This is a genomic window from Paenibacillus sp. ALE2, assembly GCF_054113385.1.
On record NZ_CM134213.1, the window covers coordinates 2,777,392 to 2,789,828 of the forward strand.

The following is a 12,437-nucleotide window of genomic DNA, read 5'->3' on the forward strand; positions in this document are numbered from 1 at the left end:
TTTTCGAGTAGATATGAAAACGCAGCAGTTTGTAGTCATTGGCTTGGGACGGTTTGGCTCGAGCCTGGCTTTGCAATTGGTGGATATGGGGTGCGAGGTGCTGGGCATTGATCGGAATGAGGATGTTGTGGACAGTATGAGTGAGATTCTGACACATACTGTCGTGGCGGACGCTACAGATGAGGATGCGTTGCGGTCACTCGGCATACGTAATTTCGATTGCGGCATTGTTGCGATTGGTGATGATATTCAGGTAAGCATCCTGACCGCCATTTTGCTGAAGGAGCTGGGTGTGAGAAAAGTCGTAGCCAAAGCCATATCTGTGCTGCATGGGCGTGCGTTAGAGAAGCTTGGGGTGGACCGAGTCATTTATCCGGAACGGGATATGGGTATTCGAGTAGCGCATCAGCTGGTCACGCCTAATCTGCTCGATTATTTGGAGCTGTCCAAGGAATACAGCATTGTAGAACTTAATGTGCCTGCATGTCTGAATGGAAAAACGTTGGCAGAATTAAATGCGCGCACCCGCTTTGGTTGCAGCATCGTGGCGCTTCATACGGCGAATGGTATCTTGATCGCACCGACAGCTATGGATCGGCTGAAAGCAGACGATATTATGGTCATTATCGGCTCCAATGATAATATCGGCCGCTTTGAGGATGAAGTCGTTAATGTCAATGAAGAGGGTTAAATCCTCTATACCATACGGTAGCCTGCAAACGATGCGCGTGTCTCGCTAATCCAGCGTCGTGCTGTTGGGCCGAGATCGGCCGTTTCTGAGTAGATGAGGGAGGTCGTTCGGCGTGTCTCCTTCAAATCAGGCAAGTACAATGCAGTAAGTCCATTATCTCGCAGCAGTTCGCTACGCAAATAGGATTTGGGCAGCAAAGCGGATGCCTTGCAGGTGGGAAGCAGGCGTACAATCGCCTCGAAGGAGTCGATTTCCATGCGGATATCCGGCATGATGCCGCTGCGCTGGAACAAGTCATCCGTCAGACTGCGATACCAGGTTCCTTTGGAGAAAATAATCATCGGCAGTCCTTGCAGATCTTTCATCGAGGCCGTTCCTGTCTTGACGGTTAATTCATGTCCAATGGGAACAACGAGCTCCAAATGATCATCAAATAGCGGAATGCAACGCAGTCCAGCTTCATGAATGGCAGACCCGACAACGCCGGCGTCTGCTTTTTTGTCGCGTACAAAGGCAACGATTTCATGAGTCTTGCCGGTGAGCAGCTTTAGCTCAGTCTGAGGATGCTTGCTCATGAAAGCTTCGACGAGAGTAGGCAGCGTTGTCTGGAGTGTCGTGAGACTTGCGCCGAGTGTAAGCATACTCTGGGCTTCATTTTTGTGCTGGGAGAGCTTTTGTAAGAAGCGAAGCTGTCGTTGCCGTTGCTCTAGTGCGAATGTATAAACAAATCGGCCGGTGGACGTAATTTCGAGTCGTTTGCCCCGACGATCAAAGAGATTTACACCCAGCTCTTCCTCCAGCTTGGCAATTTTGCGAGACAGGGCGGGTTGGGACAAATTCAGCAGTTTGGAGGCTTTATTCAGGCTGGACTGCTCGACAATGACGGCAAAAGCGTTCAAATCCTCAAACAAATCTTCCACTTCCTCTCTATATGCAAAAAAGACATAATAATTAATACGTATATTGCAATTCCATTATAAGCCGAAAAGGAGTAACATGAAAGCGACACAAGATGTTCACACTTTTGTTTTTCCTTATAAGGGACACCTTGTTGAACATTCCCTGTCGGGAACTGTCATTTTATATGTTATATTACTATTGAAAACGCTATTATTGGGAGAAGGGAGCATGACCTAGATGAGAGGATTTTATTCCAGAAAGCTGCATTCGCTTCTTGGCGTCATTCCATTGGCTCTATTTTTTGTTGAGCATTTGGTGACGAACTTCACAGCGGTGGAGGGCGGCAAGGAAGGTTTTAATCGCAGCGTGGCCTTCCTGAATGGTTTGCCGCTGGTTATTGTGTTAGAAACGTTATTCATCTACTTGCCATTACTGTTCCACGGAATCTATGGCTTGTATATCGCTTATCAGGCTGACCCGAATGTCAAAAGGTTTGGCTATTCGCGTAACTGGCGCTTTTTGTTCCAGCGTATTTCCGGCGTCATTACGTTTGTATTTATTATCTGGCACGTATACGACACACGCTTTCAGGTGGCCCTGGGTAATGTAACTCATGAGGAGCTAGGCGGCGTAATGCATGGTATAGTGACGAACCCGGTCTATTTTATTTTGTATTTAATCAGTGTCGTTTCGGCATCATTTCACTTTGCTAATGGACTGTGGGCATTTATGGTCAGTTGGGGGATTACCGTGGGACCACGTGCCCAAAAAGTATCTTCCTATATCTGTATGACCCTGTTCGTGGTGGTGTCGATCGGCTTCGTTGCTTCCCTGCTTGCATTTCGCAGCGCGGAATTCCAGGAAACGGCAACAGCCTTGGTGCAATGCAGCGCCTTTAAACAGCTACTGTAAACGAGTTATTTAAATGATACATCGTGTTGAGATTCTATTCTGATTTGTAAAAGGGGATTTAATACAAATCCTGAAAAGAAGGAGTGAGCAGAAATGGCAGCATCCAACATTATTGTTGTGGGCGGCGGTCTGGCAGGTCTAATGGCTACGATCAAGGCGGCAGAAGCGGGAGTCCACGTTCATCTATTTTCTTTGGTCCCGGTCAAAAGATCCCACTCTGTTTGTGCGCAGGGCGGCATCAACGGTGCGGTAAATACCAAAGGTGAGGGAGACTCACCCTGGATTCATTTTGATGATTCAGTCTATGGCGGTGACTTTCTGGCAAACCAGCCGCCGGTAAAAGCGATGTGCGAAGCGGCTCCGGGAATTATCCATCTCATGGACCGCATGGGTGTTATGTTCAATCGGACACCAGAAGGACTGCTAGATTTCCGCCGCTTTGGCGGTACCCAGCATCATCGGACAGCCTTCGCTGGCGCGACGACAGGACAGCAGCTCCTGTACGCTCTCGATGAGCAGGTACGGCGCTGGGAATCTGCTGGTTTGGTGACCAAGTATGAGAACTGGGAGTTTTTACAGGCTGTACTGGATGATGAAGGCATCTGCCGAGGGATTTGCGGGCAGGATTTGCGTACGATGGAAGTGAAGACTTTTGCAGCGGACGCCGTTATTTTGGCATCCGGTGGTCCCGGAATTATTTTCGGCAAAACCACAAATTCCGTTATTAATACCGGTACAGCTGCCGGTGCAGTGTATCAGCAAGGCGTTCGCTACGCGAACGGTGAGTTTATACAGATTCATCCAACGGCTATACCCGGTGACGATAAGCTGCGTCTCATGTCCGAGTCGGCACGGGGAGAGGGCGGTCGCATTTGGACATATAAAGACGGAAAGCCATGGTATTTCCTTGAAGAAAAATATCCGGCTTATGGAAATCTGGTCCCTCGCGACATTGCGACACGTGAAATATTCAGCGTATGTGTTGATGATGGACTGGGTATTAATGGCGAGAACATGGTCTATCTGGATTTGTCCCACAAGGACCCAAAAGAGCTGGATGTAAAGCTGGGCGGCATTATTGAAATTTATGAAAAATTCGTCGGCGACGATCCGCGTAAAATCCCAATGAAAATATTCCCGGCTGTTCATTATTCAATGGGCGGCATGTGGGTCGATTATAATCAGATGACAAATATACCGGGTCTATTCGCAGCTGGTGAATGTGAATTCCAGTATCACGGAGCGAACCGCTTGGGTGCAAACTCGTTGCTGTCGGCCATTTATGGTGGAATGGTGGCTGGACCAAAGGCTGTGGAATATATCAAGGGCTTGAAAAAGTCTGCCCAGGATGTAGCTTCTTCGGTATTTGATGCGGCAGTCCATCAGCAGACTGAGAAGTACGAGCATATTTTGCACATGGATGGAAAAGAAAATGCCTATGTTCTTCATAAAGAGCTGGGTGAGTGGATGACGAACAATATGACCGTGGTTCGTTATAATGACAAGCTGGAAGCTACGATCCACAAGATCAAGGAGCTGAAGGAGCGTTACTCGAACATTAACATTAATGACGCTTCGCGCTGGAATAATGCGGGTGCTGCGTTTACACGGCAGTTGTGGAACATGATGGAGCTGGCTGAAGCGATGACCAAAGGGGCGCTGCTGCGCAACGAAAGTCGCGGGGCCCATTACAAGCCGGACTTCCCGGACCGCAATGATGAAGATTATCTGAAAACAACGATTGCAGATTGGACACCGGAAGGACCACAAATTTCGTATGAAGAGGTCGACGTTTCACTGATCAAGCCGCGTGTTCGAGATTATTCCAAGAGCAAATAACAGAAGGGAGTGTATTTAGATGTCGGAGCAAGCAGTGAAGTCGAATAAAACAGTGAAGTTTGTGGTTACTCGTCAGGATGAGCCTAATGCTAGTTCCTATACGGAAGAATTCGAACTGGCCTACAGACCGGGAATGAACGTGATCAGCGCGCTGATGGAAATTCAGCGTAACCCGGTAGACAGCCAAGGTAAAGAGACGGCTCCGGTGTGCTGGGAGTCGAACTGCCTGGAGGAAGTATGTGGAGCTTGCTCCATGGTGATTAACGGCAAACCGCGTCAGGCGTGTGCGGCGCTTGTCGATAAGCTGGAGCAGCCGATTACGATTGCGCCGATGAGCACATTCCCGGTCGTACGGGATTTGGTCATTGACCGCAGCCGGATGTTTAACGCGCTCAAGAAGGTCAAAGCGTGGATTCCGATTGACGGTACCTATGATCTGGGACCGGGTCCTAGAATGGCAGAGAAAAAGCGTCAGTGGGCGTATGAGCTGTCCAAGTGCATGACCTGTGGTGTCTGTCTGGAAGCATGCCCGAACGTCAATGAGAAGACGACGTTCATCGGACCTGCGGCCATATCTCAGGTTCGCCTGTTTAACAGCCATCCGACAGGGGAAATGAATCAGGAGGAGCGCCTGGATGCATTGATGACGGACGACGGGCTGGAGGGCTGTGGTAATTCGCAAAACTGCGTACGCTCTTGCCCGAAAGGCATTCCATTGACAACTTCCATTGCCGAAATGAACAAGCAAACGACCAAGCATATGTTCAAGCGCTGGCTGACTGTGTAGCAGAGCCAGCCCATAGGTTGTACTCAAACAGGCTTCTTCCCAAACCGGAGAAAGCCTGTTTTTTTTTGCGCTCAGGAATGATGGAGGGTAACATGGAGGAAGGAGCGAGGGACAGCACTTATGGTATAATTAGAGTATTGTGTATCGTTTTGGAGAAAAGGAGGCTGGACAGGTGACTGTGCAACCGATAACGAATCGACCTGTCACGAGGTCGGATGTAATGAAAGGATTAAAGGAGCTGGGAGTTCGGAGCGGTATGACATTGCTTGTTCACTCGTCAATGCGCAGCTTTGGACGCTTTGTTCCAGGCGGGGCCTCCACCATTCTTGCCGCATTAACCGAAGCGATTGGCCGGGAAGGAACGCTGGTGATGCCAACACAGTCACACGACTTGACAGATCCGTCCACCTGGATGAACCCGCCTCTGGATGAGTCATGGTGGGAACTGGTCCGCGAGGAAATGCCCGCTTATGATCCGCCCTGGACGCTGACCGGAGGGATGGGCGTCATTGTAGAAACGTTCCGTGGCCTGCCGGGAACAGTGCGCAGCGGGCATCCGCACGTTTCTCTGGCGGGGCGTGGACCTGCTGCTTTAGGCTTGCTGGAAGCGCATGAGCTTGATTTTGGGCTGGGTGAGCATTCGCCCTTGGCAAAGCTGTATGAGGCAGATGCCTATGTACTGTTGCTGGGCTGCGGACATGACAGCAACACCTCCTTACATTTGGCAGAATATCGAACAGCCTATAATGGACGTGAAGTTGTCACGCATCAAGCCCCTATGATGGTGGATGGGACCAAAGCGTGGGTGTCTTTTCAGGATTATAATATTACCTCGGATGATTTTGAGCAGCTGGGACTTGATTTTGAGCGGGAATGTCCCACATCCTTTACGCGGGTGAACATTGGAGAGGCTTCATGTTTTTTCGCAAGGCAACGAGATTTGGTTGACTATGCAGAGCAGTGGTTATCCACTCATCGCTAGAGCTTCTGGACAGTAGGGAAATCTGAGAAATGAGATAGAAAGGACAGAACGCAAGGGGGAACGCATAATGAAGAAGACGCCGCAAATCCGCCGCGAGAGTCAGGATGGCCTACAACAGGAGGCCGCTATCCCTCCCGGTTCTTCGCGGCGTTCCTTATCAAATGAGCCAGCCAATCCTTCCCGCCGCCGTTTTTTGAAGAAAGCGGCTTTGGCCACTGCAGGAACTGCACTTCTGGCTGGAGGATATGCTTCCTTATGGGAGCCTAATCATTTGGAGATTACACGCTTCAACTTGTCTCTCCCTCGCCTTCCGTCTGCATTTGACGGAATTAGGGTGGTGCATTTCAGTGATGTGCACCTAGGGTTTCACATGGATGAGCAGGATCTGAGCGAGCTTGCGGACCGGATAGCAGGCCTGAAGCCGGATTTGCTCTGTTTTACAGGTGATATTGTAGATGATTATTCCGTATCTATGAAGGCTGCTGTTCCAGTTATGGATTCCATGCACGCTACCCTTGGTAAGTTTGCAATTCTGGGCAATCATGATTATAGAGGCTTGCCAGCCGGCGTTCAGGAGCTATATCCCAAAACCGGGTTTACGCTGCTGAGAAACGAGCATGCGGTTATAGAGCGCGCGGGACAACGTGTGGCCATTGTCGGTTTAGAGGATAACATCATGGGCAAGCCCAATCCGCAGCGTGCTATCCACGGACTGCCTGATGAGATGTGCAAGCTGCTGCTGATGCATGAGCCGGACTATGCAGATGTGGCGGCACAAATGTCCTTTGATCTTCAATTGTCAGGACATACACATGGGGGACAGGTACGTTTGCCGGTCATTGGAGCACCGATGCCGCCCCCAGGTGGACGCAAGTACATTCAGGGATTGTTTCATGTGGGAACGGATAGAATGCCACTGTATGTCAGCCGCGGCATTGGTATGACACATTTGCCGATACGGGTGCTGTGCAGACCGGAGCTTAGTGTCATTACGTTAAAATCTGGCCAATAGGCCATGATCTTTTTTTCATCTTCATCATATATGTTGGAACTACATAATGTTGGCTTGAATGTAGTGTAGAGATGTAGTCGTTTCGGGACAAAGGAGTGAGATTCAGATGGATCGTGTTGCTGTCATTTCAGATATTCATGGCAATTGGCCTGCTTGTGAGGCGGTGCTGGAGGATATTGCTTCCCGAGGCATTAGCCGTGTGTTTTGTTTGGGGGATCTGATCGGCAAAGGGCCTAGCCCGTGCGAGGTGCTGGATGCTATCCGCCAACATTGTGAAGTCGTCGTTCGAGGCAATTGGGATGAGTTGGTTAGCATAACGGATGATCTCAATTTTAGCTGGCAAGCCGAACGTTTGGGTGCAGAGCGAGTACAGTATTTGGCACAGTTACCGTTTCATTATGATTTCAGAATGAGCGGACGCCGTATCCGCTTGGTGCATGCCTCGCCGCAAAGCGTGTATCACCGTGTGCAGCCATGGGATGAGTCGGCCAAAAGGCTTGCCATGTTCGATCCACTGGCAGAGGAAAGTGGAAAAGTACCTTTTGCTCCAGAGGTCGTGGGATATGGTGATGTGCATAATGCTTTTATCCAGCATTTTCAGGGAAAAACACTTTTTAACGTTGGGAGTGTCGGGAATCCGTTGGATATCACCCAGGCTTCCTACTGCATTTTAGAGGGGCAATGGGGAGAGGAGCAGCTCACGCCTTTTTCCATTCAGTTTGTACGTGTACCCTATGATATAGAATTGGCAGTAAAACAAGCAGAGGAGGCAGATGTGCCTTCTTTGGCATATTATATTCGAGAGCTGCGTACCGGAATTTACCGGGGAATTCAGGACCTGGATTAAGTATAGAAATATGCATGGCTAAAAGCAGAATCCATCCGCAGGAGGGAACATTGTGCTGACCAGAGAAATGCTTCGTCTCGGATTGCCGGAGCTTTACACTCGCCGAGTCCGATTGCGCCAGCTCAGAGCGGAGGATTATCCTGCGCTGGAGCGGATCTTATCCGATCCATTGGTAATCCAATATGTGAATCGAATTCGCAAGCCAGTCTATGCAAGAATGAGGCGTCTGGTTGCGCAAATTAAAATATCTGCTGACTCCCTGGATTCCCTGCATTTCGCAGTGGAATGGCATCGGAAAAATACAGGAGAAAGCAATCTGCATGAGGAATTCAACGAACGATCCTCCTCACCGTTGCTCGGTATCGTTTCTTTTCAGCAATGGAATGAAAGAAGGGGCGAGGCACAACTGGGCTATATTCTGGATCGGCCTTTTTGGGGACAGGGACTGGCTACAGAAGTTGTGGGAGAAATGCTGAAATTTGGTTTCGAATCTTTGAAGCTCCAGCGGATCGAAAGCCGTTGCCAAGAGAATAACCAGGCTTCTATGCGTGTGCTTATGAAAAATAAGATGCGCCTGCTGCGCACCATTGGTGCCTATGATCCCTCAGGAGAGGTGCCGAGTGTATTGGTATTTTCAATGACCCAAGGGGATTATGCCTAGAAATGACATTGGAATATTTTGTTACAAAGATGAAATATAACTGCAAAGCAACTCTAACACAGGACGGGTACAATACAGACATGACCCCCTTTTGAATAATATATGTTGCTGGGACCCGATCATTCGGGTCCTCTTTTTTTGGTTCTTTAACTCGGGATAATATGGATTGGACAGATCCTGTCTATGTTTCATTTTGTTACAAAAATGAAATATAACTGCAAAACTACTTTAATATAGACTGGGTACAACATAGACATGACCCCCTTTGAATCATATATATTGCTGGGACCCGAAGCTTCGGGTCCTCTTTTTTTATGATTCATAGGTACGGTTCAGGCTGATTACCAGCTCTGGTAACCATTCGTTTAGGGAGAGGAATGAGTATCCCTCTGACTGGGCATTGGATGTATCCATGTACCACGACTGTGTATTACCGAATGGAGACATATGCTCGTCTGCTGTTTTTTCTTGGATCACAGCTTGTTTTCCCGTGACCTGCTCGATAATGGAAATGATATCTCCAATCCTTACTGTACCGTCGGAACAAGCATTTACAGGGCCTGTTAAATGAGCAGAACCAAGCCAAAGCAGAAAATCTGCAGCTTCATCGGAACGAATAAATGAGATATGGGCTGCGGGATTAGGTACTCCAATTTCTTGGCCTGCACGAATATGTTCAATATGAAAATGAAGTCTTTTCGTATAATCATCTGTTCCCAATACAATCGGAAAACGAACAGCCACTACAGGGAACGTAGCTTGTTGCATAAAAACGGCTTCAGCCTGCCGCTTAGCCTCTTGATATGTAAAATCGTCCTTCCCGCCCTGACGAACCAGATAAGCCTGAGGGTCAAAGATCCCTTCTGTCAGCGCTTCCGGGCTTGGATTATAGACAGATAGACTAGAGGTCATAATGTATCTTTTGGTTGTTGCATCAAAAATACGACAGGCTTCGCTGGCCTCATCTGGAGAATAGCAAATATTATCATAAACAACGTCCCATACTTGCCCACTTACCGCCTTAGCGAGCGCTTGCGAGTCGGTACGGTCTGCACAGATCCGCTGAACGCGGTCACCAAACGAATCGTTTGTGTGGCCCCGCGTGAGAATAGTAATGGAGTTCTCGGAACTGTCCAGCAGACGTTCCACCAGTCTCTTGCCGAAAAAGCGCGTTCCTCCCAAAACAAGTACCTTTTTCATACTTACATCACTCCTCATGGAATGGTTTTCATTTATATTAAGATAGACGGACTAAGGAATGTAAAAGATACAGGACGCAATAAAAAAGGGAGGATCACATGCCATACGTAAAAACTCGGGATTTAGAAATGTATTACGAAAAAATGGGTGTAGGAGACCCCGTCATATTTTTGCACAGTCATTATTCAAGGGGAATCCTGGCTTTTTCATCTCAATTACTTGATTTTCAGCAAAAGTATACATGTTACTTTCCCGACCACCGGGGACACGGCAGAACGAAATGTGATAGCCTGGAATGGAGTACCCCTCAACTCGCAGAAGATGTGCTTGATTTTATGCAGGCGTTACATATTTCTAAAGCTCATCTTATTGGGTACAGCTGCGGAGGCAATGTGGCTTTATACTGTGCGGTGAAGCACCCTCAAATGTTCGCAACCGTTACCACCATTGGGTGTAGTGGAGTCGCATGTCCTGAGGGGGCAGATGAGTTTGAGCCGGAGTGGCTCATTAAGAACGAACGCTATGAAATGATCCATCAAATGATGGAACGCCATGAGGAAGCACATCAAGGTAATTGGCAGGAATTTATGCGTCAGAGCGCTCAGGATTGGCGCCAATATCCGCAATTGACACGTAATGAGTTAAGCCGCATTACGTGCCCTGCATTATTTATCGCCGGTGAACATGACGACTTTGCCACAGAAGAGCAGCTTCAGGAATTATGCTCATGCGTCCAAGATTCACGTTATCAAGTTGCTCTGGGTTGTAGTCATCGACCGCATATGCTTAGAGAGCAGCCCATCTTAATCAATGATTCTATTCTTCAATTTTTGAATAATCACGCTATTAGTTGATTCAGATTATTCCCCTAGAAGCTTCAAAAAATTGGCTGGTACCGTAATCTGCTGATTATTAATCATAATCTTTCGAAGCTCTTCCATAGAGTCTTCTTCACCTCTGGCATCTTTAATCTCCTTGATTTCACGATGCAGACGTTCCATTTGCAGATCCAGCGCATTAGCGGAATCCGCTGCGTTCTTTAATTCACGTGTCAGACTCTCGGGAACAGACTGGTTGTATTTATAAAAGATTTTATGCTCCAGGCTTGCCCAAAAATCCATCGCAATGGTTCGAATCTGCACCTCTACGCAGACTAGTTCCTCACAGTCCGACATGAATACAGGAACTTGAATCAGCAAATGCAGGCTTTGATAACCGTTCGGCTTGGGATTCTTGATGTAATCCTTGATTTCCAGCACCTTGAGGTCACTCTGTCTCTGAAGCATGTTACTGACATCATAAATGTCAGAAATGAAAGAGCAAGTAATACGCAAGCCCGCGATATCCTTGATAGAATCTTTGATAGCATCCAGCGATAACTCGCTATTTTTACGAAGCATTTTGTTCATGATGCTCTCAGGAGATTTAAGGCGTGATTTGGTATGCTCAATAGGGCTGTAATCGTGCAACGCCTGAAACTCCTGCTTTAATATTTCAATCTTGGTTTCCATTTCATCGAGTGCAAACTTATAGATGAGCATAAAGCGCGTGATGTCATGCTTTAGCCTTTTGAGCTTGTCCATAGGATCTTCCAATTGCATATGTAATTCTCCTCACACAAAGATGTTATTTATTTAAGATAATGGAGCTGTACGGTTTAAGGCGATTGGTAGCAGAGCGAGGATTTGAATCTGGAGAATCGTAGTGTTCGCCTTTGCAATGGGATTATTACTCTATAAAGAAATACCTAAGCATCCCATTGCATCAGCGATCCCACCTTTCATGCCTTTTAAAGCGCCACAGGAATTTTACGTTTTTCTTTAAAATAAACCCATTCCCGGAAGCCGATATCCTTCAGCATCGCTTTTACGTCTTCCCAATCGTCGCCTACCCGCGAAGGCTTATGGGCATCCGAACCAAAAGTAACCTCCACACCAAAATGGTGCGCTCTTTCTAAAATAGAAGCAGACGGGTACCATCCGCCACTCAGCTTGGTTTTGCCTGAAGTGTTAATCTCGATTGCCACATTGGATTCCGCAATCACTCGCAAGGTTTCGTCAATGGCTTCATCGGCGGGAATGTCTGAAAAGGCAGGGAAATTCCCCTTCATGGCGTCAATATGACCTAAAATTTGAAACATGCCGCTTCGCGCAGATTGCTGAATGAGCGCATAGTAGGCTTGTTTGACCTCGACTTTACGAGCGTCACTTAGTTTTTTCCAACGGTTGCGGTTAAAAATGCTGTCCCCTTCAACATTGTGAATCGACCCGATAAGGTAATCAAATGGATAAGGAGCCAAAGTAGAACGATACAATTCAGCAAAATCAGGGAAATAATCCGTTTCCAATCCAAGAAGCACGTCAATGCGGCCCTCGTATTCCTTCTTAAGCTCCTGCACCTCTTTTACATATTCAGCAAGCTCTGACTTGGCCATATAAATTTTAGGAAAAGCCTGATCCTTTTCGCTACATAGGAAGGGGGAATGGTCGGAAATACCAATAGCTTGTAAGCCTGATTGAATACCTGCTTCGATGTAATCCCGAATGTTGCCGTCTGCATGACCGCAGCGGAAATGATGGGTGTGCAGATCAAATTTCATGGACTGT

The 12,437-nt window shown here is 47.7% G+C and carries 13 protein-coding genes; 9 read left to right on the forward strand and 4 right to left on the reverse strand.

Translation table 11 applies throughout. The features are described 5' to 3' along the window. Positions 1-13 precede the first annotated feature (13 nt). Positions 14-691: a potassium channel family protein gene (locus ACXHJ1_RS12090; protein WP_013372875.1), complete on the forward strand. Its 678-nt coding sequence runs from the start codon at positions 14-16 to the stop codon at positions 689-691. A 5-nt stretch (positions 692-696) separates the two neighbouring features. On the opposite strand, the gene ACXHJ1_RS12095 is transcribed toward ACXHJ1_RS12090, so the two are convergent. Then, positions 697-1,602, reverse strand: coding sequence for a LysR family transcriptional regulator (locus ACXHJ1_RS12095; RefSeq protein WP_457906117.1), 906 nt, complete (start codon positions 1,600-1,602; stop codon positions 697-699). Positions 1,603-1,828: 226 nt separating this feature from the next. Between ACXHJ1_RS12095 and ACXHJ1_RS12100 the strand changes: the two genes are divergently transcribed. The 7 genes from ACXHJ1_RS12100 to ACXHJ1_RS12130 all read left to right on the forward strand — a co-directional run bounded on the left by ACXHJ1_RS12100 (position 1,829) and on the right by ACXHJ1_RS12130 (position 8,631). Next, positions 1,829-2,503, forward strand: coding sequence for a succinate dehydrogenase cytochrome b558 subunit (locus ACXHJ1_RS12100; RefSeq protein WP_016820038.1), 675 nt, complete (start codon positions 1,829-1,831; stop codon positions 2,501-2,503). A gap of 93 nt (positions 2,504-2,596) precedes the next feature. Beyond that, positions 2,597-4,342, forward strand: coding sequence for a succinate dehydrogenase flavoprotein subunit (gene sdhA / locus ACXHJ1_RS12105; protein WP_016820039.1), 1,746 nt, complete (start codon positions 2,597-2,599; stop codon positions 4,340-4,342). A 19-nt stretch (positions 4,343-4,361) separates the two neighbouring features. After that, positions 4,362-5,129, forward strand: coding sequence for a succinate dehydrogenase iron-sulfur subunit (gene sdhB / locus ACXHJ1_RS12110; RefSeq protein WP_013372870.1), 768 nt, complete (start codon positions 4,362-4,364; stop codon positions 5,127-5,129). Between the two features lie 172 nt (positions 5,130-5,301). Continuing rightward, complete coding sequence (locus ACXHJ1_RS12115; protein WP_107734714.1) at positions 5,302-6,111, forward strand: AAC(3) family N-acetyltransferase; 810 nt, start codon at positions 5,302-5,304, stop codon at positions 6,109-6,111. 67 nt (positions 6,112-6,178) lie between these two features. After that, the gene (locus ACXHJ1_RS12120) at positions 6,179-7,123 is read left to right on the forward strand and encodes a metallophosphoesterase (RefSeq protein WP_107734713.1); all 945 of its coding nucleotides are present in this window, start codon (positions 6,179-6,181) and stop codon (positions 7,121-7,123) included. 106 nt (positions 7,124-7,229) lie between these two features. Next, positions 7,230-7,970, forward strand: coding sequence for a metallophosphoesterase family protein (locus ACXHJ1_RS12125; RefSeq protein ID WP_044788094.1), 741 nt, complete (start codon positions 7,230-7,232; stop codon positions 7,968-7,970). Between the two features lie 52 nt (positions 7,971-8,022). Then, positions 8,023-8,631 carry a GNAT family N-acetyltransferase gene (locus tag ACXHJ1_RS12130; RefSeq protein WP_031462155.1) on the forward strand — a complete coding sequence of 203 codons (609 nt, stop codon included), beginning with the start codon at positions 8,023-8,025 and terminating at the stop codon, positions 8,629-8,631. A gap of 312 nt (positions 8,632-8,943) precedes the next feature. Here the strand turns inward: ACXHJ1_RS12130 and ACXHJ1_RS12135 are convergent, their stop codons facing one another. Then, entirely contained in the window at positions 8,944-9,831 is an 888-nt protein-coding gene (locus tag ACXHJ1_RS12135; protein WP_457906118.1) for an NAD(P)H-binding protein, read from the reverse strand. 98 nt (positions 9,832-9,929) lie between these two features. On the opposite strand from ACXHJ1_RS12135, the gene ACXHJ1_RS12140 reads away from it, so the two are divergent. Continuing rightward, positions 9,930-10,685 carry an alpha/beta fold hydrolase gene (locus ACXHJ1_RS12140; protein ID WP_177189513.1) on the forward strand — a complete coding sequence of 252 codons (756 nt, stop codon included), beginning with the start codon at positions 9,930-9,932 and terminating at the stop codon, positions 10,683-10,685. A 6-nt stretch (positions 10,686-10,691) separates the two neighbouring features. On the opposite strand, the gene ACXHJ1_RS12145 is transcribed toward ACXHJ1_RS12140, so the two are convergent. After that, positions 10,692-11,432 carry a GTP pyrophosphokinase gene (locus ACXHJ1_RS12145; RefSeq protein WP_457906119.1) on the reverse strand — a complete coding sequence of 247 codons (741 nt, stop codon included), beginning with the start codon at positions 11,430-11,432 and terminating at the stop codon, positions 10,692-10,694. A gap of 188 nt (positions 11,433-11,620) precedes the next feature. Then, positions 11,621-12,430 carry a histidinol-phosphatase gene (locus tag ACXHJ1_RS12150; RefSeq protein ID WP_016820047.1) on the reverse strand — a complete coding sequence of 270 codons (810 nt, stop codon included), beginning with the start codon at positions 12,428-12,430 and terminating at the stop codon, positions 11,621-11,623. Between the last annotated feature and the right edge of the window lie 7 nt (positions 12,431-12,437).

Coding starts and splice junctions, on each gene's coding strand:
- ACXHJ1_RS12120 (WP_107734713.1), top strand. CDS start 6,179: ATGAAGAAGACGCCGCAAATCCGCCGCGAGAGTCAGGATGGCCTACAA.
- ACXHJ1_RS12135 (WP_457906118.1), bottom strand. CDS start 9,831: ATGAAAAAGGTACTTGTTTTGGGAGGAACGCGCTTTTTCGGCAAGAGA.
- ACXHJ1_RS12140 (WP_177189513.1), top strand. CDS start 9,930: ATGCCATACGTAAAAACTCGGGATTTAGAAATGTATTACGAAAAAATG.
- ACXHJ1_RS12100 (WP_016820038.1), top strand. CDS start 1,829: ATGAGAGGATTTTATTCCAGAAAGCTGCATTCGCTTCTTGGCGTCATT.
- ACXHJ1_RS12090 (WP_013372875.1), top strand. CDS start 14: ATGAAAACGCAGCAGTTTGTAGTCATTGGCTTGGGACGGTTTGGCTCG.
- sdhA (WP_016820039.1), top strand. CDS start 2,597: ATGGCAGCATCCAACATTATTGTTGTGGGCGGCGGTCTGGCAGGTCTA.
- ACXHJ1_RS12150 (WP_016820047.1), bottom strand. CDS start 12,430: ATGAAATTTGATCTGCACACCCATCATTTCCGCTGCGGTCATGCAGAC.
- sdhB (WP_013372870.1), top strand. CDS start 4,362: ATGTCGGAGCAAGCAGTGAAGTCGAATAAAACAGTGAAGTTTGTGGTT.
- ACXHJ1_RS12125 (WP_044788094.1), top strand. CDS start 7,230: ATGGATCGTGTTGCTGTCATTTCAGATATTCATGGCAATTGGCCTGCT.
- ACXHJ1_RS12145 (WP_457906119.1), bottom strand. CDS start 11,432: ATGCAATTGGAAGATCCTATGGACAAGCTCAAAAGGCTAAAGCATGAC.